The sequence below is a fragment of the Streptomyces sp. cg40 genome (assembly GCF_050320165.1).
GTDB classification, from domain to species: Bacteria; Actinomycetota; Actinomycetes; order Streptomycetales; family Streptomycetaceae; genus Streptomyces; species Streptomyces hokutonensis.
In genome coordinates this window covers 8,407,738-8,429,868 of record NZ_CP190128.1, presented here as the reverse complement: position 1 = coordinate 8,429,868, position 22,131 = coordinate 8,407,738, and the positions used below count along the sequence as shown (strand labels likewise).

At 71.0% G+C, this 22,131-nt stretch carries 13 protein-coding genes; 7 read left to right on the top strand and 6 right to left on the bottom strand.

Features of this window, described 5'->3' with window-relative positions:
* Positions 1-172 precede the first annotated feature (172 nt).
* Entirely contained in the window at positions 173-1,075 is a 903-nt protein-coding gene (locus ACQHII_RS38025; RefSeq protein ID WP_019066108.1) for a tRNA (adenine-N1)-methyltransferase, read from the bottom strand.
* A 48-nt stretch (positions 1,076-1,123) separates the two neighbouring features.
* A complete protein-coding gene (locus ACQHII_RS38020) occupies positions 1,124-2,719 on the bottom strand; it encodes a site-2 protease family protein (protein ID WP_427925501.1) in 1,596 nt (531 codons plus the stop codon).
* Between the two features lie 748 nt (positions 2,720-3,467).
* Here ACQHII_RS38020 and ACQHII_RS38015 point away from each other — a divergent pair.
* Positions 3,468-4,490 (top strand): RecB family exonuclease, encoded by a 1,023-nt coding sequence (locus tag ACQHII_RS38015; RefSeq protein ID WP_427923517.1) that lies wholly within the window; start codon positions 3,468-3,470, stop codon positions 4,488-4,490.
* A gap of 547 nt (positions 4,491-5,037) precedes the next feature.
* Positions 5,038-5,709 carry a response regulator gene (locus tag ACQHII_RS38010; RefSeq protein WP_019066105.1) on the top strand — a complete coding sequence of 224 codons (672 nt, stop codon included), beginning with the start codon at positions 5,038-5,040 and terminating at the stop codon, positions 5,707-5,709.
* 172 nt (positions 5,710-5,881) lie between these two features.
* Here ACQHII_RS38010 and ACQHII_RS38005 read toward each other — a convergent pair whose 3' ends face one another.
* The 3 genes from ACQHII_RS38005 to metH form a co-directional block, all read right to left on the bottom strand.
* Entirely contained in the window at positions 5,882-7,480 is a 1,599-nt protein-coding gene (locus tag ACQHII_RS38005; protein WP_427923516.1) for an ABC transporter substrate-binding protein, read from the bottom strand.
* A gap of 415 nt (positions 7,481-7,895) precedes the next feature.
* Positions 7,896-8,594, bottom strand: a complete 699-nt coding sequence (locus ACQHII_RS38000; protein ID WP_427923515.1) for an HAD family hydrolase — start codon at positions 8,592-8,594, stop codon at positions 7,896-7,898.
* Positions 8,595-8,692: 98 nt separating this feature from the next.
* The gene (gene metH, locus ACQHII_RS37995) at positions 8,693-12,208 is read right to left on the bottom strand and encodes a methionine synthase (RefSeq protein WP_427923514.1); all 3,516 of its coding nucleotides are present in this window, start codon (positions 12,206-12,208) and stop codon (positions 8,693-8,695) included.
* Between the two features lie 307 nt (positions 12,209-12,515).
* Between metH and ACQHII_RS37990 the strand changes: the two genes are divergently transcribed.
* The 5 genes from ACQHII_RS37990 to ACQHII_RS37970 all read left to right on the top strand — a co-directional run bounded on the left by ACQHII_RS37990 (position 12,516) and on the right by ACQHII_RS37970 (position 20,984).
* Positions 12,516-13,289, top strand: a complete 774-nt coding sequence (locus ACQHII_RS37990; protein WP_427923513.1) for an IclR family transcriptional regulator — start codon at positions 12,516-12,518, stop codon at positions 13,287-13,289.
* A gap of 390 nt (positions 13,290-13,679) precedes the next feature.
* Positions 13,680-14,459, top strand: a complete 780-nt coding sequence (locus ACQHII_RS37985) for an MIP/aquaporin family protein (RefSeq protein WP_427923512.1) — start codon at positions 13,680-13,682, stop codon at positions 14,457-14,459.
* A gap of 82 nt (positions 14,460-14,541) precedes the next feature.
* Positions 14,542-16,080, top strand: a complete 1,539-nt coding sequence (gene glpK, locus ACQHII_RS37980; RefSeq protein ID WP_427923511.1) for a glycerol kinase GlpK — start codon at positions 14,542-14,544, stop codon at positions 16,078-16,080.
* A 9-nt stretch (positions 16,081-16,089) separates the two neighbouring features.
* Positions 16,090-17,706, top strand: coding sequence for an FAD-dependent oxidoreductase (locus ACQHII_RS37975; RefSeq protein WP_427923510.1), 1,617 nt, complete (start codon positions 16,090-16,092; stop codon positions 17,704-17,706).
* 251 nt (positions 17,707-17,957) lie between these two features.
* Positions 17,958-20,984: an NACHT domain-containing protein gene (locus ACQHII_RS37970; RefSeq protein WP_427923509.1), complete on the top strand. Its 3,027-nt coding sequence runs from the start codon at positions 17,958-17,960 to the stop codon at positions 20,982-20,984.
* Here ACQHII_RS37970 and mtnK read toward each other — a convergent pair.
* Positions 20,955-22,115, bottom strand: coding sequence for an S-methyl-5-thioribose kinase (gene mtnK / locus ACQHII_RS37965; RefSeq protein ID WP_427923508.1), 1,161 nt, complete (start codon positions 22,113-22,115; stop codon positions 20,955-20,957). The genes ACQHII_RS37970 and mtnK overlap by 30 nt on opposite strands.
* Positions 22,116-22,131: the final 16 nt, after the last annotated feature.

Genomic DNA, 22,131 nt, shown 5'->3' with positions numbered 1-22,131 from the left:
GAACGGCGGGGTCGAGAGTTCGTTCGCGTGATCGCCCGGGAGAGGTTCGGCCGTGGCGGTACGTCAGAAGAGAGACGCCGTGGCCGAGTTCCGGAGGTCTTCCGGGAACTCGGCCACGGCGTTCGTGCGTTGAGTGCGGCACAGGGCCGCCAAGGGTGCGGCGCGGCGGGTGCTAGCGGCCGCCACCGCCGTCGGCGTTCGGGCCGGTGTAGTCGTCGCCGTAGGCGCCCTTGGAGGGGCGGCGGCGGCGCATGGGGGGCTCGACGCCGTCCGCGAGGCGGCGGGCGGTGAGGAGGAAGCCGGTGTGGCCGATCATGCGGTGGTCGGGGCGGACGGCCAGGCCCTCGACGTGCCAGTTGCGGAGCATCGTCTCCCAGGCGGTCGGCTCGTTGAAGGAGCCGATCTCGCGGATGGACTCGACGGTCCGCGCGAGCTGGGTGGTGGTGGCGACGTAGCAGCACAGGATGCCGCCGGGCACGAGCGCCTTGGAGACGGCCTCCAGGCACTCCCACGGGGCGAGCATGTCCAGGATGACGCGGTCGACGTCCGTGTCGGACAGGTTGTCCTGGAGGTCGCCTACGGTGAGCTGCCAGGCGGGGTGCGGGCCGCCGAAGTAGCGCTCCACGTTCTGCTGGGCGATCTCGGCGAAGTCCTCGCGGCGCTCGTAGGAGTGCAGCATGCCCTGGTCGCCGATGGCGCGCAGCAGGAAGCTGCTGAGCGAGCCGGAGCCCACGCCCGCTTCCACGACGCGCGCGCCGGGGAAGATGTCCGCGAAGGACAGGATCTGCCCCGCGTCCTTGGGGTAGACCACGGCGGCGCCGCGGGGCATGGACAGGACGTAGTCGGGGAGCAGGGGGCGCAGCGCGAGGTAGGCGACGTTTCCGGTGGTGCGGACAACGCTGCCCTCGGGTGCGCCGATCAGCTCGTCGTGCGGGAAGGAACCCTTGTGGGTGTGGAAGTTCTTCCCCGCTTCGAGCGTGAACGTGTAGTGGCGGCCCTTGGGGTCGGTCAGCTGAACCTGGTCCCCGACCTTGAAGGGCCCGCGCCTGCGGGCGGCACCGGTCGGTTCGGACATGTGACCAGCCTACCGGCGATTGCGGGGGCCGCCGACCACGCGCGTGCCTCAGTTGGGGCGGGCCATGGCCTTCACGAAGGCGCGCTCCACGTCTGCGGCGGACAGGACGCCGTAGATCTCGCCGGTCTCCTCGACCACGAGGTATTCGGTGGCGGGGGTGGCGCGCAGGGTGTCGAGGAGGTCCTCGCCGGCCAGTTCCGCGGAGACGCGCATGCCCTCGGTGAGGTCTTGCGCGAGGCCGCTGACGGAGACCCAGGGGCGGCGGTGTTCGGGGACGCCGACGATGGCGGCCTCCCGGACGAGGGAGAGGGGCTGGCCGTCGGCGTCGACGACGACCAGGGCGCGGGCGCCGGCCGCGTTGGCGCGGCGCAGGGCCTCGGAGAGGGGGGTGTTGGTCTCGACGGGGACCGCGCGGCGGGTGAGGTTGCGTGCGCGGAGGTCGGGGAGGTGTTCGCGCAGGCGGGCCATGCGGAGGCTGTTGCCTGCGCCGGTCCAGATGATCGCGGCGAGGATCGCGGCCAGGAGGGCGTCCGTGACGGTGTCCATGCCGCTGATGTCCTCGGTGTTGGTGCCGAGGGCGCCGGTCTGGGTGAGCAGCGGGAGGCCGATCAGGACGGAGACGGCGAGGGCGCGGCCGACCCAGGCGGCGGCGATCGTGCCGCTCATGGGCCTGCCGGTGATCTTCCAGACGACGGCGCGGAGCATCCGGCCGCCGTCGAGGGGCAGGCCGGGGAGGAGGTTGAAGGCGGCCACGATGAGGTTGGAGACCATCAGGCCGGCCAGCAGGACCCCGGGGACCGTGCCGGGCTCCACGGGCTGCATCGCCAGGTAGAAGATGCCGGACAGGATCAGCGAGAGCAACGGGCCGACGAAGGCCAGCACGAACTCCCTGCCGGGGGTCTCGGCCTCCTTCTCGATCTCGGAGACCCCGCCGAAGAACTGCAACTGGATGCGGCGGACCGGAAGTTTGAAGCGGAGCGCGGCGACCGTGTGCGCGAGTTCGTGCACCAGGACCGAGCCGTAGAAGGCGACCGCGAAGAAGAGCGCCACGAGGTAGCGGGCGGCGCCGAGTTCGGGCAGCACGCGGTCCAGCTGGCCGCCGAACACCCAGGTGATGAGCGCCGCGACGAGGAACCAGCTGGGCGCCACGTAGACGGGCACCCCGAAGGGCCGCCCCATCAGCAGGCCCCCACCGGGCTCCTTGGGGCGCTGCGGAGGGCGTCCCTTGGGCATGGCGGGGCGGGCATCGGGCGCCGTGGGCGCTCCCGCGTGGGCGTGCGGCTCCGTGTGGGCGTGGGGGCGGTCGGGGGCCAGGTCGGTGGGGGGCTGGTCGGCGTGGGGGGTGATGCCCACGTCGGGGGCGCCGGTCGCTGTGTTCGTGTCAGGGCGTGGGGTGGGGCCGGTGGACGGTGCGCCGGGTACCGGGGTCGACGGGTCGTCGTTGGCTGCGGAGTCGGCCGACTGCGTGCCCGATACCGGCACCGACAAGCCGTCGTGCGGGGCGGAACCGGCGGACGGCGTACCCGATACCGGCGGCGACGGGTCGGCGTTCGTGGCGGAGTCACCGGACTGCGTGCCCGTTTCAGGCGCCGATGCGGCCTCCTGCGGGGCGGAGTCTCCGGACGGCGTAGCCGATCCCGGCACCGACAACCCGTCGTGCGGGGCAGGGCTGATGGGCTGAGTGCCCGACACGGCCGTCGGCGTGCCGTCGTGCGGGGCAGAGTCGGCCGACGCCGGACCGGATACCGCCCCCGACGCGTCGTCGGGCCGGGACGAGTCGACGGACGGCGTATCCGATGCCTGCGCCGACGGGTCGTCGTGCGGGGCCGAGCCGGCCGGCTGCGCGGCCGATGCCCGGGGCGGCAGGCCACCGTGCGGAGTGGATACGTCGGACGGCGTGAGCAATGCCGGCGCCGACGGGCCGTCGCTCGTGGTGGGCTCGGACGGCGGTCCCGGCTCGTTGCGGTCCGTCGGAGTCGTGCCGGAAGGAGTCGGGGTCTGCGGGTCGTCGGGCGTGGTCGGCTTCGCGTGGTTGGGGGAAGACGTGTCGGGGTTCTCGACGTGGCGGGTGGGCCTCTCGGCGCCGTTGTGGGGGGTGGCGTCGTGTTTCGGTTCGGGGGTGCCGGGATCGGCGGCCGGGGTCGTGGCGCCCGTGGCGTGTTCGGTCGGCTCGTCGTTGCCGGACCGCGGCTGTGCGCTGCCGCCGCTCTCGTCCACGGTGTCCCCTCGTTCGAAGCGTCCTCCGCGCCAGCCGGGCGGAGGGGTCTCGGGTCGATGGTATGCGGCGGTCGCGACGCGTTCCGCCCCGGCACCCCCCGTGTTTCCCCGGCTGTCGCGGGCGCGTCGGCCGGGGGCGGGTCACTGTCAGTGGCGGGCCGTAAGGTCTGTGGGCATGGAGACGAGTGCGGAGGGCGTCGCGGGGACAGTCGGCGACGAGGGCGCGGCGGCGGGGCCGGGCGCGGAAGCGGCAGTGGAGACGGGGACGGTGGGCGTGGTCGAGCGGGTCGCCATAGCGCCCGCCTCGCTGTCCCCCTCGCGTGCCAGCGACTTCATGCAGTGCCCGTTGCTGTACCGGTTCCGGGTGATCGACCGGCTGCCCGAGAAGCCCAGCGAGGCGGCGACCAGAGGGACCTTGGTGCACTCGGTCCTTGAGCGGCTCTTCGACGCGCCGGCCGCCGAGCGTACGGCGCCGCGCGCGAAGTCGTTGATCCCGGGGCAGTGGGACCGGCTGCGGGAGACCCGGCCGGAGGTCGTGGAGCTGTTCGCCGACGATCCGGAGGGCGAGCGGCTGGCGCGCTGGCTCGGGGAGGCGGAGCGGCTGGTGGAGCGCTGGTTCTCGCTTGAGGATCCGACGCGGCTGGAGCCCGCCGAGCGCGAGATGTTCGTCGAGGCCGAGTTGGACTCGGGGCTGAAGCTGCGCGGGATCATCGACCGGGTCGATGTGGCGCCCACGGGTGATGTGCGGATCGTCGACTACAAGACCGGCAAGGCGCCTCGGCCGGAGTACGCCGAGGGCGCGCTGTTCCAGATGAAGTTCTACGCGCTGGTGGTCTGGCGGCTGAAGCAGGTCGTGCCGCGGCGGCTCCAGTTGGTGTACCTGGGCAGCGGGGACGTGCTGACGTACGACCCCGTCCTCGCCGATCTGGAGCGGGTGGAGCGCAAGCTGCTGGCCCTGTGGGAGGCGATCCGGCTGGCCACGGAGACCGGCGAGTGGGTGCCGCGGCCGACCAAGCTGTGCGGCTGGTGCGACCACCAAGCGGTGTGCCCGGAGTTCGGCGGCACTCCCCCACCGTATCCGCTGCCGGTGCGGGCGCCCGGCGGCGTTTCCGACGAGGGCGCAGCGGGCGAGGGCACGGCGGCCCACCGCGTTCTGGCCGACGGCACGACAGTGGACGGTGACTCCACGGCGGGCTAGGAACCGCTGACGGCGCTTCAGCCGGAGGCGTAGCGGCCGACTCCGACGCCGTCGGCAGAGCGAGTGACCCGGACCTTACGGGTCGGGCCTGCGCTCAGTGGGTCGGCCGCTACGGCAGCCAGCCGAGCCGAGCTGGTCCGATTGGTCCGGCAGCCGGCCGAGCCGGTCCGGGCAGTCCAACCAGTCCGGTCAGTCCGGTCGATCAAGCCCGCCGAGCCGGTCAGGCCGATCCGAGGGCCGGGCCAACCCGGCCAGTCGGGCCATCCAGTCGGGCCTCAAGGCGTCCGGCCGGTCCGCCATCAGGGCGCTCGGACGTCGGAGCGATCGGGGGCGTCAGCGGGCCGAGCGTCGGAGCAGTCGGAGCAGTCGGAGCGTCAGCGAACCGGGCGCCGGAGCCTCGGGCGGCCCGAGCATCGGAGCAGTCGAGGCGTCAGGCGGCCCGAGACCCGGAGCAGCCACTCCGGTCCGGGCGTCAGGCCCTCGGCCCGGTCGGGTAGTCACCTGTCGCGCAGGGCAGAATGGGCCCGGGCTAGCGAAGGAGACTCACGTGGCCATCCGCGTCCTACTTGTCGACGACCAACCGCTGCTGCGCACCGGGTTCCGGATGATTCTGGAGGCCGAGCAGGATCTCGCGGTCGTCGGTGAGGCCGGTGACGGTCTGCAGGCGCTCGACCAGGTGCGGGCTCTGCAGCCCGATGTCGTGCTGATGGACATCCGTATGCCGCGGATGGACGGGGTGGAGGCGACCCGGCAGATCACCGGTCCCGGGCGGGACGGCCCGGCGAAGGTACTGGTGCTGACCACCTTCGACCTCGACGAGTACGTCGTGGAGGCGTTGCGGGCCGGTGCCAGCGGCTTCCTGCTGAAGGACGCGCCGGCGAACGAACTGGTGCAGGCGATCAGGGTGGTGGCGGCCGGCGAGGCCATGCTCGCGCCGAGCATCACGCGGCGGCTGCTGGACAAGTACGCCGGTCATCTGCCGTCCGGTGACGAGCCGGTGCCGGACGCCCTGCACACGCTGACCGAGCGTGAGGTCGAGGTGCTGAAGCTGGTGGCGCGCGGGCTGTCGAACGCGGAGATCGCCGCCGATCTGTTCGTCAGCGAGACCACCGTGAAGACGCATGTGGGGCACGTCCTCACCAAGTTGGGCCTGCGCGACCGGGTGCAGGCGGCGGTGTACGCGTACGAGAGCGGGCTGGTGCGCCCCGGCGCGCAGTAGACGCCGTAGCAGACCGGGTACGAGCGGAGAGGGCGCCCCTTCCTGACAGGGGCGCCCTCTCCGTGTCTGCGGGGCGAGTTCGGCTCTTGCCGAGTCGACAGGCCAGTGGCCGGCCCCGCCGCGATGGGCGGGACCGGCCACTGGTGGAACTGCTCACTGGGTTGTCGGGCGGTCAGACTCCGCGGCCGAGCTCCCACAGCTGGAGCGTCGAGGAGGAGTTGAGCACGTACGCGGTGCCCGTGATGTCGTCGCGGGCGGCGACGTACTGCTTGCCCTGCCAGAGCGGGATCAGCGGGACGTCCGTGGCGACGATGTCCTGGATGGTGGTGAGGCTCTTGGCGGCGGCGAGCCGGTCCGCCTCCTGGCGGGACTCCGGGATCAGGGTCTTGATGATCTCGGGGTTGCTGTACGGCAGCTTGAGGAAGTTGTCCGTGTCGAGGAACGGCGCGAGGTAGTTGTCGGCGTCGGGGAAGTCGGGGAACCAGCCCATGCCCCAGACGTCGTACGAGCCCTTGCGCTCGGCCGGGACGAACGTCGACCAGGGCTCGCCCTTGATGGTGACGTCGAACAGGCCGCTGTTGTTGAGCTGCGACCGCAGCTGCTCGAACTCGTCCTTGGTGGCCGGGCCGTAGTGGTCGGTCGTGTAGTGCAGCGTGAGCTTCACCGGGGTGGTGATGCCGGCCTTGGTCAGCAGGGACTTGGCCTTGGTGGCGCTCGGGTTGCCGTACTTGTTGAAGAACGAGTTCGAGTGGCCGGTGATGGTCGCGGGGACCATCGAGTAGAGCGGCTCGGCCTCGGTGCCGTAGACCTTGGAGACGAGTTCGCCGCGGTCGATGAGCTGGGCCATCGCCTCGCGCACGGCCTTCGTCTTGACGGTCGCGGCGTCGGTGTTGAAGGCCAGGTAGCGGATCTCGAGACCGGGCATCTCGACGAGGTCGATGTCGCCGTTCGTGTCGTCGCCGAGCTTCTGGATCTGCTCCGGGGACATGGTGCGCGTCATCACGTCGATGTCGCCCTTGCTCAGCGCGGTGCCCATGGAGGTGGCGTCGTCGAAGGAGCGCATCTCGACCTTGCTGTTGTTCACCTGCAGAGTCCCCTTGTAATTGGGGTTCTTGGTGAACGTGGCCGTGGTGATCGCGTCGTCCTTCTGCGAGACCGAGAGCGTGTACGGGCCGGAGCCGTCCACGCCGAAGCCGTCGCGCAGCTTGTCCTTCTGGTAGTCGTCGGGGTTCACGATGCCCGCGACCGGGGTGGACAGCTTGTACGGGAAGGTGGCGTCGGCCGTCTTCAGGTGGAAGATGACCTCGCGGTCGCCCTGGGTCTCGACGGTGTCGACGGTCGACAGCAGGGCGAACACACCACTGTCGGCCTTGATGCGCATCGCGCGGTCGATGGAGTACTTCACATCGGCCGCGGTGATCTTGCTGCCGTTGGCGAACTTCAGACCATCGCGCAGGGTGCAGGCGTAGCGCTCGCTGCCGGTGTCGGTGAAGCCGCACTTCTCGGCGGCCTCGGGGACCGGGTCGCCCTCGCCCTTGGGCTGGATCATCAGGGTCTGCACGGTCTGGCGCAGGATGTTCCAGGTGCCGACGTCGTAGGCGTAGGCGGGGTCGAGCGGCGCCGGAGCGTCCTTCGTCGCCTCGAACCGGTCCGTGGTGCCGACGACTATCGCTCCGTCGCCGGAACTCCCGCTGCCGGAACCGCCACAGGCGGCGAGCACCGGCGCGAGCAGGCCGACGACGGCCGGCAGCACCAAAGTCTTGCGGTTCATGCGGGCGTATCTCCAGAGCTGTTCGAATCCGTGTACCCGGCATGCATGGGGTGGTGACACCGAATCACGGGGACAAGGGCGATGTTCTCGCGTTGAGATTAGTCCGGACCCGCACAGGGGTTCGCGGTCACCGTAGTCGAGTTCCCATCACGCTGCGGAACCGGCTGTGGACAGACCGAAAACCCGTCGGCGGAAGGATTAGTGCAGCGTTTCACCAATCGGGACACAACGGTGCGTGATCGGCCTCAGAAATGGGGTGAACAGCACAGGACGGCCGGGATGTCGACTCCCGTGCACGTGGGGAACCTCACACCCTCAACTCGGTTGAAGAGCAACCGAATTCGACCGGTCGACCGAGCGTGAATTCCTTTCCCATTGGACTTTGCACGCTCGGTGAACGGCTGACGCATTTCCGTCATCGGTCGGTCATCAGTCCCCGCAGAAATGCCAGGTCGACGACTTCCAGCGAGGTCACGACGGTGCGCCGGGCGGCCGGGGCGATGGGCTGCACGGACGGCACGGCGACCACCAGACAGCCCGCCGCCTCCGCCGCCGCGACACCGGTCGCGGTGTCCTCCACGACCGCGCAGCGGGCCGGGTCGACGCCCAGGCGGGCGGCGGCGAACAGATACGGGTCGGGGTACGGCTTGGTGCGCGCCACCTCGTCCCCGGCGACCGTCAGCGCGAAGTGCTGGGGGCCGAGCGCGGTCAGGACGCGGTCGATGATGCGCCGGTGCGAGGCGGAGACCAGGGCCGTGGGGATCTCGTACTCGGAGAGCTCGGCCAGGAGTCTGGCGGCACCCGGCATCAGCGGCAGGGCCCGCCCGATGCGGTCCTCGAAGCCCGCGTTGAGCAGGACGGACAGCTCGGCGAGGGTGATGTCGGCGCCGGTGGCCTCGATCAGGAAGCCGGCGCTGCGGGTCATGGGGCCGCCGACCACGACATGGCGCCAGGAGTCGTCGAGAGTGTGTCCGAGGGCGCCGAACACCTCGACCTCGACGTCCCACCAGAAGCCCTCGGTGTCCACCAGGGTGCCGTCCATGTCGAGGAGTACGGCCTGAAGCGCGGAGCCTTCGGCCGTACGGGTTCCGAGCGCGGGAACCGTGCTGGTCATCCTGGCGCACCTCCTTGAGGGACGATCAGGCCGGTCGCCTCCTTTTCACAGAGAGGCAACCGGCCTGCGGTGGACCGACCAGTGTACGACTTATCCGATCAACGTGCGTTGAAGTACTTCGCCTCGGGGTGGTGGATGACGATCGCGTCCGTCGACTGCTCCGGGTGCAGCTGGAACTCCTCCGACAGGTGGACGCCGATGCGCTCGGGCTCCAGCAGGTCGGCGATCTTCGCGCGGTCCTCCAGGTCGGGGCAGGCGCCGTAGCCGAGGGAGAAGCGGGCGCCCCGGTACTTGAGGGCGAACATGTCCTCGACGTCCGCGGGGTCCTCGCCGGCGAAGCCCAGCTCGGAGCGCACGCGCGCGTGCCAGTACTCGGCGAGCGCCTCGGCCAACTGGACGGACAGGCCGTGCAGTTCGAGGTAGTCGCGGTAGGAGTTGGATTCGAAGAGCTTGGCGGTCTCCTCGCCGATGCGGTTGCCGACGGTGACGATCTGGAAGCCGACGACGTCCTTCTCGCCGGACTCCTCGGGCCGGAAGAAGTCGGCCAGGCAGAGCCGGCGGCCGCGGCGCTGGCGCGGGAAGGTGAAGCGGGTCCGCTCGTTGCCCTCGTCGTCCAGGATGATCAGGTCGTCGTCCTTGGACACGCAGGGGAAGTAGCCGTAGACGACGGCGGCTTCGAGGAGGTTGTCGGTCTGGAGCCGGTCCAGGAGGCCGCGCAGCCGGGGGCGGCCCTCGGTCTCCACCAGTTCCTCGTACGACGGTCCCTCGCCCGTACGGGCCTGCTTGAGGCCCCACTGGCCCTTGAAGAGGGCGCCCTCGTCCAGCCAGGAGGCGTACTCCTTGAGCTGGATGCCCTTGATGACCCGGGTGCCGCGGAACGGCGGAGTGGGGATCGGGTTGTCGACGGCGACGTCGGAGCGGACGTGGCCTTCCTCGGGGCGCTCCTCGACCTCGACGGGGGCGCTCGCCCGTACCCTGCGCTGCTTGAGCTCGGGCAGCTTCGCGCCGGGCACGCCCCGCTTGACGCCGATGAGGGCGTCCATGAGGCGCAGGCCCTCGAACGCGTCGCGGGCGTAGCGGACCTCGCCCTCGTAGATCTCGTGCAGGTCCTGCTCGACGTAGGCACGGGTCAGGGCGGCGCCGCCCAGGATGACCGGGTAGTCCGCGGCCATCTTGCGCTGGTTGAGCTCCTGGAGGTTCTCCTTCATGATCACCGTGGACTTGACCAGGAGGCCCGACATGCCGATGACGTCGGCGCGGTGCTCCTCGGCTGCTTCCAGGATCGCGGAGACCGGCTGCTTGATGCCGAGGTTGACGACGTTGTAGCCGTTGTTGGACAGGATGATGTCGACGAGGTTCTTGCCGATGTCGTGGACGTCGCCGCGCACGGTGGCGAGCACGATGGTGCCCTTGCCCTCGGCGTCCGACTTCTCCATGTGCGGTTCGAGATAGGCGACCGCGGTCTTCATGACCTCGGCGGACTGGAGCACGAACGGCAGCTGCATCTGCCCGGATCCGAACAGCTCGCCGACGACCTTCATGCCGTCCAGGAGCGTCTCGTTGACGATGTCCAGGGCGGGGCGGGTCTGGAGGGCCTCGGCGAGGTCGGCCTCCAGGCCGTTCTTCTCGCCGTCGATGATCCGGCGCTTGAGCCGCTCGTCCAGCGGGAGGGCGGCAAGCTCCTCGGCGCGGCCCGCCGTACGGGACTTGGTGGTGGCGCCCTCGAAGAGGGCCATCAGCTTCTGGAGGGGGTCGTAGCCCTCGGCGCGGCGGTCGTAGACGAGGTCGAGGGCGGTCTTCACCTCCTCCTCGGTGAAGCGGGCGATCGGGAGGATCTTCGAGGCGTGCACGATCGCCGAGTCGAGGCCGGCCTTGACGCACTCGTCGAGGAAGACGGAGTTGAGCAGGACGCGGGCGGCCGGGTTGAGGCCGAAGGAGATGTTGGACAGGCCGAGCGTGGTCTGGACGTCCGGGTGACGGCTCTTGAGTTGGCGGATGGCCTCGATGGTGGCGATGCCGTCGCCGCGGGACTCCTCCTGGCCGGTGCAGATGGTGAAGGTCAGGGTGTCGATGAGGATGTCCGACTCGTGGATGCCCCAGTTGGTCGTGAGGTCCTCGATGAGCCGCTCGGCGATGGCGACCTTGTGCTCGGGGGTGCGGGCCTGGCCCTCCTCGTCGATGGTCAGCGCGATGAGCGCGGCGCCGTGCTCCTGCGCCAGCCTGGTGACCTTCGCGAAGCGGGAGTCGGGGCCGTCGCCGTCCTCGTAGTTGACGGAGTTGATGACCGCGCGGCCGCCGAGCTTCTCCAACCCGGCCCGGATGACCGCGACTTCGGTGGAGTCGAGAACGATCGGCAGGGTGGAGGCGGTGGCGAAGCGGCCGGCCAGCTCCTCCATGTCGGCGACGCCGTCGCGGCCCACGTAGTCCACGCAGAGGTCCAGCATGTGGGCGCCTTCGCGGATCTGGTCGCGGGCCATCTCCACGCAGTCGTCCCAGCGGGCCTCCAGCATGGCCTCGCGGAACTTCTTCGAGCCGTTGGCGTTGGTGCGCTCGCCGATCGCCATGTAGGCGGTGTCCTGGCGGAACGGGACCGTCTGATAGAGCGAGGCGGCGCCGGGCTCGGGCTGGGGGTGGCGCTCGACGGGCTCCAACTCTCGGACCCGCTCGACCAGTTGACGCAAGTGCTCGGGGGTGGTGCCGCAGCAGCCGCCGACGAGGTTCAGGCCGTAGTCCTGGACGAAGTGCTCCTGGGCGTCCGCCAGGCCCTCGGGGTCGAGCGGGAAGTGGGCGCCGTCCTTGGTGAGGATGGGCAGCCCCGCGTTCGGCATGCACAGCAGCGGGGTGCGGGAGTGGCGGGCCAGATAGCGCAGGTGCTCGCTCATCTCGGCCGGGCCGGTCGAGCAGTTCAGGCCGATCATGTCGATGCCGAGGGGTTCCAGCGCGGTGAGCGCGGCGCCGATCTCGGAGCCGAGCAGCATGGTGCCGGTGGTCTCGAAGGCCATCGAGACCAGCAGGGGCACGTCGACTCCGGTCGCCTCCATGGCGCGGCGGGCGCCCAGGATCGACGACTTGGTCTGGAGGAGGTCCTGGGTGGTCTCGACGATCAGGGCGTCGGCGCCACCGGCGAGCAGTCCCTCGGCGTTCGCCTGGAAGCCGTCCCGGAGGGTGGCGTAGCCGATGTGGCCGAGGGTGGGCAGCTTGGTGCCGGGGCCGACGGAGCCGAGGACCCAGCGGCGGCGGCCGTCGCGGGCGGCGAAGTCGTCGGCGGTCTCGCGGGCGATGCGGGCGCCGGACTCGGAGAGTTCGTAGACGCGGTCGGCGATGTCGTACTCGGCCATCGCGGAGTGGTTGGCGCCGAAGGTGTTGGTCTCGACGCAGTCGACGCCCGCGCCGAAGTACGCCTCGTGGACCGAGCGGACGATGTCCGGGCGGGTGATGTTCAGGATCTCGTTGCAGCCTTCGAGGTTCTCGAAGTCGTCGAGAGTGGGCTCCTGCGCCTGGAGCATGGTGCCCATGGCTCCGTCGGCGACCACCACACGGGTGGCGAGTGCCTCTCGGAGCTCGGACACACGGGTCCGGCTGTCGGCAGAAGGGGTCAGTGGCGACGAGGCCATGGAGGGGCTCCCTGGAGTGCGACGGCTGTCGGCTTTCGCGGCTTCCCGGGGAACCTCTCACGGAACACCCCGGGGAGCGTGCACGCCGCCAGGGTAACGGGGTCGGACGGGAGGATGTCGGAACGTCCATGGGGCGGACCGGGGTGACGGGCGGATCAACCCCGTCTAGGTTCTCGCGACGAGTGACGTAACAGGTGCCGACCGACCATTGGCGGGAGGTCGGCATGGACCGGTAGTGTTCGACATTGCCGAACGGCGGCGGCAGCGTCGCGCATCGGCGGTCGAACGGGACGGAGGCAGTACGGCGATGGCACGGAACATCCAGTCGCTCGAACGGGCGGCCGCGATGCTGCGCCTGCTCGCGGGCGGCGAGCGACGGCTCGGCCTCTCGGACATCGCCTCGTCGCTCGGCCTGGCCAAGGGCACGGCCCACGGCATCCTGCGCACCCTCCAGCAGGAGGGCTTCGTCGAGCAGGACGACGCCTCCGGGCGCTACCAGCTGGGCGCGGAACTGCTGCGCCTGGGCACCACGTACCTCGACGTCCACGAGCTGCGCGCGCGTGCCCTGGTGTGGACGGACGACCTGGCCCGCTCCAGCGGCGAGAGCGTGCACCTGGGGGTCCTGCACCAGCAGGGCGTCCTGATCGTGCACCACGTCTTCCGGCCCGACGACAGCCGGCAGGTCCTGGAGATCGGCGCCATGCAGCCGCTGCACTCCACGGCCCTGGGCAAGGTGCTGTCGGCCTACGATCCGGTCGCGCACAGCGAGGTCCTGGAGGCCGACCGCAAGCCCTTCACCGAGCGCACGGTGTCCGAGCTGGCCGCCTTCGAGCAGGTCCTGGACGTCACGCGCGCGCGTGGGTACGCGGCGGACGTCGAGGAGACCTGGGAGGGCGTCGCGTCCATCGCCGCACCCATCCACGACCGGCGGCGCATGCCGGTGGGCGCGGTGGGGATCACGGGCGCCGTGGAGCGGCTGTGCCGGCCGGACGAGGACGGCGCGCTGCGGCCCGAGCTGATCGCCGCGGTACGGGACTGCGCCCGCGCGGTGTCGCGGGACCTGGGCGCCGGGCGGTTCTGACCTCGGCGGATCCACAGCCGGATTCACAGCAAAAAGACCGGAACATCCTGGGGGATGTTCCGGTCTTAGTCGTACCCTGAACGACAAAGTCGGCCAAAACGCCAAATCGCCACACACGGTGTCCAGCTGAACGCCGTCCGCAGCGATCGCGGGATCGATAGCCCACAGCGATCAATAACGATCGTGTTTTCGATAACAGCACTCTTGACGCGCCTGTAACCCCGGAGCAAGACTCCCGTCCATCGGTCGGCATTGTCGAACACCTACCGGCAATACGCGCTAGAGTGTGGCAACGCCAAAGGCTGGCATCGCTCTCACCCCCGAGGGCGCACGAACCCCCGGCGGGACCCGGGGTTCGGCTTCCCTGGACGAAGGACAAAGGAGTCGCGGGTGTCCAGCTCCGACATCTTCATCGGCGAGACCATAGGTACCGCCGTACTCATCCTGCTCGGCGGTGGCGTCTGCGCCGCCGTCACGCTGAAGGCCTCCAAGGCCCGTAACGCCGGCTGGCTGGCCATCGCCTTCGGGTGGGGTTTCGCCGTCATGACGGCCGTGTACATCTCGGCACCGCTCTCCGGTGCCCACCTCAACCCGGCCGTGACGCTCGCACTCGCGATCAAGGACGGTGGCTGGGACAACGTCCCGATCTACTGGGCCGGGCAGCTGCTCGGCGCCATGATCGGCGCGACCCTGGTCTGGGTGGCCTACTACGGCCAGTTCCAGGCGCACCTGACCGACACGGAGATCGTCGGCGAGCCGGCGGCCAAGGCCGTCGAGGCCGAGGAGAAGGGCGCGGGCCCGGTCCTGGGCATCTTCTCCACCGGCCCCGAGGTCCGGAACGTGGTGCAGAACCTCGCCACGGAGATCATCGGCACCGTCGTCCTGATCCTCGCCATCCTGACGCAGGGTCTGAACGACAAGGGCAACGGCCTGGGCACCCTGGGCGCCCTGATCACGGCCTTCGTGGTCGTCTCCATCGGTCTGTCGCTCGGCGGCCCGACCGGCTACGCGATCAACCCGGCCCGTGACCTGGGCCCGCGCATCGTGCACGCGCTCCTGCCCCTGCCCAACAAGGGCGGTTCCGACTGGAGCTACGCCTGGATCCCGGTGGTCGGTCCGCTGATCGGCGGCGCCATCGCTGCGGGCCTCTACAACGTCGCTTTTGCTTAGAAGCAGAATTCCAAGCACTTCCGAGCACTGAAGCAGCCGTAGAACCAGTCCTCATGACCACGGAACCCCTCAGGAGCACACAGTGACCGACGCCCACACCGCCGGACCGTTCATCGCGGCCATCGACCAGGGCACGACCTCCAGCCGCTGCATCGTCTTCGACCGGGACGGCCGTATCGTCTCCGTCGACCAGAAGGAGCACGAGCAGATCTTCCCGAAGCCGGGCTGGGTCGAGCACAACGCCACCGAGATCTGGACCAACGTCCAGGAGGTCGTCGCCTCCGCCATCGAGAAGGCCGGCATCACCCGCGACGACATCAAGGCCATCGGCATCACCAACCAGCGTGAGACCACGCTGCTGTGGGACAAGAACACCGGTGAGCCCGTCCACAACGCCATCGTCTGGCAGGACACCCGCACCGACGCGCTCTGCAAGGAGCTCGGCCGCAACGTCGGCCAGGACCGCTTCCGCCGCGAGACCGGTCTGCCGCTCGCGTCGTACTTCGCCGGACCCAAGGCCCGCTGGCTGCTCGACAACGTCGAGGGCCTGCGCGAGCGCGCCGAGGCGGGCGACATCCTCTTCGGCACCATGGACACCTGGGTCATCTGGAACCTGACGGGCGGTGTCAACGGCGGCAAGCACTACACCGACGTCACCAACGCCTCCCGCACCATGCTGATGAACCTGCACACGCTGGAGTGGGACGACAAGATCGCCGAGTCCATCGGCGTCCCGCTGAACATGCTCCCGGAGATCCGCTCCTCCGCCGAGGTCTACGGCGAGGTCACCGGCGGGCGTCTCGGCGAGCTGCTCGGCGGCATCCCGGTCGCCTCCGCGCTCGGCGACCAGCAGGCGGCCCTGTTCGGCCAGACCTGTTTCGCCGAGGGCGAGGCCAAGTCCACGTACGGCACCGGCACCTTCATGCTGATGAACACCGGCGAGAAGATCATCAACTCCTACTCGGGCCTGCTGACCACGGTCGGCTACCGGATCGGCGACGAGGCGCCGGTCTACGCCCTGGAGGGCTCGATCGCCGTCACCGGTTCGCTGGTGCAGTGGATGCGCGACCAGATGGGCCTCATCTCCACCGCCGCCGAGATCGAGACGCTCGCGCTCTCGGTCGAGGACAACGGCGGCGCCTACTTCGTGCCGGCCTTCTCCGGCCTGTTCGCCCCGTACTGGCGCTCCGACGCCCGCGGTGTGATCGCCGGTCTCACCCGGTACGTCACCAAGGCGCACCTCGCGCGTGCCGTCCTGGAGGCCACCGCCTGGCAGACCCGTGAGATCACGGACGCCATGACGAAGGACTCCGGCGTCGAGCTCGCCGCGCTCAAGGTCGACGGCGGCATGACCTCCAACAACCTGCTGATGCAGACGCTCTCGGACTTCGTCGACGCCCCCGTGGTGCGCCCGATGGTCGCCGAGACCACCTGCCTCGGCGCCGCCTACGCCGCCGGTCTGGCCGTCGGCTTCTGGACCAGCACCGACGACCTGCGCGCCAACTGGCGCCGGGCCGCCGAGTGGACCCCCAACATGGCCGCGGAGAAGCGCGACCGTGAGTACAAGAGCTGGCTCAAGGCCGTCGAGCGGACCATGGGCTGGCTCGAGGACGAGGAGTAAGAACCCCACATGACCGTTAAGTCCACCCTGCAGTCCGTGCCTGCCCTCGGTACGCACCCGGCCTCCGGCTCGAACCCGAGCCGGGCCGAGACCCGGGAGCAGCTCTCCAAGGCGACGTACGACCTCCTCGTCATCGGCGGCGGCATCCTGGGCATCTCCACCGCCTGGCACGCCGCGCAGTCCGGGCTGCGGGTGGCCCTGGTCGACGCCGGCGACTTCGCCGGTGCCACCTCTTCCGCCTCCTCCAAGCTCCTCCACGGCGGTCTGCGCTACCTGCAGACCGGCGCGGTGAAGCTGGTGGCGGAGAACCACTTCGAACGCCGTGCGGTCTCCCGCCAGGTGGCCCCCCACCTGGCGAACCCGCTCACGTTCTACCTCCCCGTCTACAAGGGCGGTCCGCACGGCGCGGCGAAGCTCGGGGCGGGCGTCTTCGCCTACTCCGCGCTCTCCGCGTTCGGCGACGGCGTCGGCCACCTTCTGTCCCCCGCGAAGGCGGCGCAGGACGTGCCCGAGCTGCGCACCCAGAACCTCAAGGCCGTCGCGGTGTACGGCGACGACCAGATGAACGACGCCCGCATGGCGCTGATGACGGTCCGCGCGGCCGTCGAGGCGGGCGCCGTCGTCCTCAACCACGCCGAGGTCACCGGCCTGCGCTTCACCCAGGGCCGGGTCACCGGCGCGGAGCTGCGCGACACGACCTCCGGCGACGAGTTCGGCGTGAGCGCCCGCCTGGTGCTCAACGCGACCGGCCCGTGGGTGGACCACCTGCGCAAGATGGAGGACCCGAACGCGGCGCCCTCCATCCGCCTCTCCAAGGGCGCGCACCTGGTCCTGAAGCGCACCTCCCCCTGGAAGGCCGCTCTCGCCACCCCCATCGACAAGTACCGCATCACCTTCGCCCTCCCCTGGGAGGACATGCTGCTGCTCGGCACGACCGACGAGGAGTACGAGGGCGACCCGGCGGACGTCTCGGTCACCGAGCAGGACATATCCCAGATCCTGGACGAGGCCGCGTTCTCGGTCCGCGACCAGCAGCTCTCCCGTGACCTGATCACCTACTCCTTCGCCGGTCTGCGCGTGCTGCCCGGCGGCCCCGGCAGCACCGCCAAGGCCAAGCGCGAGACCGTGGTGACCGAGGGCAAGGGCGGCATGCTGTCCGTCGCGGGCGGCAAGTGGACGACGTTCCGGCACATCGGCCGTACGGTCATGCAGAAGCTGGAGGCCCTCCCCGGCCGCCCGCTGGGCGAGGACTTCGAGCCGATCTCCTCCCTCCCGAAGAAGCTCCCGCTGCCGGGTGTCGCCAACCCGCGCGCGGTCGCCCACCGCCTCCTGGTCGACAACCCTGCGCCGGGCCCGCGCATGGCGGCCGACACGGCGAAGCACCTGGCCACCCACTACGGTTCGCTGGCCTTCGACATCGCCCGACTCGCCAACGAGAACCCGGAGCTGGGCCAGCGCGTCCACCCGGACGCCCCCGAGATCTGGGCGCAGGTCGTCTACGCCCGTGACCACGAGTGGGCGGAGACCCAGGACGACGTCCTGCGCCGCCGCACGACCCTGACAATCCGTGGGCTTGCCACGGACGAGGTGCGGGCGAAGGTGCAGGATCTGCTCGACAAGAAGTAGTCGCTACGACATCGGAGGGGCGGTTCCCGACCGGGAGCCGCCCCTCCGCCGTGTCCTGTGCATGCTGCTCACACGTGCCAACGGCCCATGCCCCTCCGGGGATTCGCGCTTCCGCACGCCCCTGCGGTGATTCCGCGCGCTCCCTCACACGGGTTGGCGACCGGCGGATCTCGGCCCGCCCGGCCGTTAGAACAGTTGGCTTCCGACACAGCGGTCGGGCCATGGGGTCCGGCCCGGGGAGCGGCGGTCGTATGCAAGGTGGATGGCACAGCGCGCGGGTCCGGCGGCGGCTCGGGTTCGCCGTGTGCGGGGGCGCGCTCGCGGCACTGGCGGGGGTGCTGCGGCTGTGGTGGAGCGACGCGGCCACGGCCGGGGTGATGGTGTCGGCGATCGGCGCGTTCGTGTCGGTCGCGGCGCTCGTCGCCGACGTGCTGCGCGGCGACGCCGATCCGTCCCCGCGCCCGGCCGACGAGGACCGCAGGCGGGCCGCCGACGCGCTCGCCGAGGCCGTACGGGAGCAGTGGTCCGCCGAGGCCCGGCTCCGGCGGTTGCAGGACCCCGCCCCGCTGGACGTGGCCTGGGCTCCGGCGGAGCGGTGGCTGGCCGATCACCCGGAGAACATCAGGCGGGGCCGGCCGCTGCCCGCGCCGCGTGGGCAGCGGATCGAGGACGTCACCGGGTCGTTCGCCGCGCTGCCCGGGCGGCGGCTGGTGGTGCTGGGCGGTCCCGGGTCGGGCAAGAGCGTGCTGGCGATGCGGTTCGTGCTCGGGCGGCTGGCCGCGCGGCGGCCCGGCGGTCCGGTCCCGGTGATCTTCCCGCTGGCGGGCTGGGACCCGAGGCGGACCGGGCTGCGCGACTGGCTCGCCGAGCGGCTGGCCGCCGAGCACCGCCCGCTGGCCGCCGTGACCGACGGACGGCACACCCTCGCCCGGGGCCTGCTCGACTCGGGGCTCGTGCTGCCGGTCCTCGACGGCTTCGACGAACTGCCCCGGCCCGTCTACGGAGAGGCCGTACGGCGCATCAACGCCGAACTCGACGACAGCCTGCCGCTGTTGCTCACCAGCCGGGCCGAGGCCTGGGCGAAGGCGGTGACCGAGGGCGATGTGCTGACCGCCGCCGAGGTGGTCGAGCTGCGCCCGCTCGGCCTCGCGCAGGCCGGGGCCCATCTGGAGCGCACGGCACGGCCGTTACGCCACGGGGAGGGTGAGCCGGGCACCGTGTGGACACCCGTGCTCCGGGAACTCACGGCCCGTCCGGACGGCCCTGCGGCCCGGGCGCTCACCACTCCCCTGATGGTGGCGCTGGCCCGCGCGGTCTACGGCGACACCTCCCGCGACCCGTCCGAACTCCTGGACCCGGACCGTTTCCCGACCGTCGAGGCCGTGGAGGAGCATCTGCTCGGGGCGTTCGTGCCCGCCGCGTTCGCGGACTCCGGGCCCGCCACGACCTCGGCCGCGGTGCGCCGACTCACGCTGCTGGCACGGGCGTTGGAGCGGCGCGGCACCGGGCGGCTGGCGTGGTGGGAGCTGGAGTCGTTGCTGCCGAGGGCCGTCTCCGTCCTGGCCCCGGGCCTGCTGTCGCTGGCCCTGCTGTCGCTGGTGGTACTGCCGATCACGGTGGCGCGCGCGGCGAACGAACTGGCGGGCGTGGAGGATCTCGCGTCCGTGCTCGCCACCCTCGCCGGGCAGACCGCGGGCTTCGCGTTCGGGGAGGCGTTCCTGCTCCCGTCCGGGGACACCCCGCCGGGCCGCCGCGCTCTCCTGCGTCAAACGCTGATCACCGCCGGGGTGAGCGCGCTGCTGTGGGCGGGCTTCGCCTACGCCGACGACCTGCGGTTCGGATTCCGCTTCGGCGCGGTGACGGACGGCTGGGTACCCGATCTGCTGGGCGGCTGCCTGTTCTCCCTCCTGTTCACCCTGTTCTTCGGCATCGCCGGGCTGTCCCGCCATCCCGTGCCGCTCTCGCTGCCCTGGAGCGGCAGCGCGGGCCGCGCGGTGGCCCGGGTCTGCGGGGCCGTCCTGCTGCTGAGCGGGCTCGGCCTGGCGTGCGCGGTGGTGACCGGCCGGTCCGGCAACCCCTGGACCGGGCTGGTCGGCATCACCTGCGCGGGAGCGGGCGCGGCCCTGCTGATGAGCGGTGGCCGCCGGGCCGGACAGGACCTCGCGCACGCGACCCGGTCCGGCCGCATCGCCCGGCGCTTCGCCGCGGGCGCGGTCCGGGGCACTGCCGCCGCACTGCTCATCGGGGTCACGGCTTGCACGGTCGCGGGGTTCACGGCAGCCGGGGTGACCCTGCTCAAGTCCGGTTCCACGAACGACCTTTCGGGCCGGACGATCGACGGCTGGAGTTTCACGGAACGCCCCGGCATCCGGACCGCGACCACCCGGCACCACCTGCGCGGCACACTGCTCCTGCCCGGCAACGGGGCCCGGCCGATCGCCTACCCCGAAGGCACTCGGCCCCCGGACTGCGAGATCCCGCTCCTCGCCGACCGCCGCTGCGTCCCGTTCACCGCGCGGCGCACGGTCTTCGAGTCGCACGACGGCGCGGTGGTGGCCCGCCTCGACCTCACGGACGACACGGCTCCGCCTATCACGGCGTACGCCGCGAACCTGCGGTCCGTGCTGCCGGAGGCGTCCCGTGGCTGGCTCACCGCGGGCCCGCCGTCGGGCGTGCTCCGGCGCTGTCTGCCGCCGCTGATGGCGGGCGGGGTGCTGGTCGGGATCGTGGGCGGCTGTGTGTGCGGCGTCTACCGCGCGCTGAGCGTCCCGTCGGACGTCATGCGCGCGGCCGGCCCCGGTTCGTCCCTGCGTACGGACCGTACGGCGTCCTTCACCCGCGGCGGCCTGGTAGCGCTGCTGATCGCCGCCGTCTGCGTACCGGTGGTAACGCTGCCGGGCGACTGGGGCGGCCTCGTCCACATCGGCACCCAACTGTGGCTGCCACTGGGCTCGGCGGCCCTCGCGCTGAGCGCCTGGGGCCGCTTCACCGTCGCCCGAACCTGGCTCGCGGCGACGGGCCGAATGCCGTGGCGCCTGATGACGTTCCTGGAGGACGCCCACCGCCGCGGTGTTCTACGGCAGTCCGGCGCGGGGTTCGAGTTCCGGCACCAGCGGCTTCAGTCGCACCTGGCGGGCCTCGACACGCCCCCGGTGGTCGCCCCTCGCCAGGAGGACGGGCCGTCACGACCGCGCGAGTGCGAGGACCGCTCGGTGCAGGCAGGCGAGTCCTCGGGTTCCCACCCGGACTCAGACCAGCGCCCGGACCGCCTCCGGTGACGTCAACTCCGCGCGCCGCACGATGAGTTCGCGCCCCAACAACAACGCCCGCCGGGACGCCGGCACCGGATCCGGCAGGGTCGTCAGGTCGGTCAGGTGGGCGAAGCCGATGATGCGGCGGACGATCTCCGTGCCGGCGTAGCCGACGGAGTCGGTCCAGACGCGGAAGAGGAAGCGGTCCAGGTAGGCGTCGTCGAAGAAGGTGTCGACGCGGGTCGGCCACAGGCGGCGGAACTCGGTCTCGAACGCCTCCCAGGAGAGGCGGAGTTGGTCGCCGTGGTCGGTCGACGTGCCCAGCGCACGCGCCCGTTCCTCCGACACCAGCACGTTGGCCCAGTACAGCCCGAGGTCGTAGCCGACCGGGCCGACGAAGGAGAACTCGGGGTCGAAGACCCGTACCACCGGGGCGCCTTCGCGCTCGCCGACCATCACGCTGCCGGTGTGCAGGTCGCCGTGGAGCAGGGCCTGCGCACTGGTCATGAACGTGTACCGGAGGTCCGCGACCTCCGTGCGCAGGCGGGCATCCGCACGGAACTCGGCCGCCAGGTCCGTCAACTCCGGGAGCCAGTGGTTGTGTTCGTGCTCGATGTACGGCTCGGACAGCACCACGTCTTCCGTGATCTTGCACAGCTCCGGGCTCACCGAGGCCGCGACCAGCGCCTTGCGGTCGGCGGACTCCATCCCGAAGTCGCTGGTCGCGAAGGCGAGTTGGGCGACGAACTCACCGATCCGCGCCGAGGTGTCCGGGCCGTAGGACGCCCCCTCGTTGAGGACCGTGCGCAGGACCTCCAGGTCGGACATGTCCTCCATGACGAGGGCGTAGTTGTCGGCGTCGTAGCCGTGGATCGCCGGGATCTTGTCGGGGGCGACCCGCGCCACCTGCTCGTACGCGCGTGCCTCCGCGTCGGCGCGCTCGGGGCTCATCGGCCAGGAGGGGCCGGCGACCCGTACCCAGGGCAGCGCCTGCTTGACGGCGAGGCTGTGGCTGCCGTCGGCGTTCGAGGCGAGGAACACCCGGTTCATGTTGCCGTCCGACACCTCGCGGACGTGGATGTCGGTCACGTCCGCCCAGTGGCCGCGCTCGTGCAGGTACGCCGGGATGTCGTCGGTCTCCAGGATGCGGTAGCCCATCGTACGAACTCCTCGA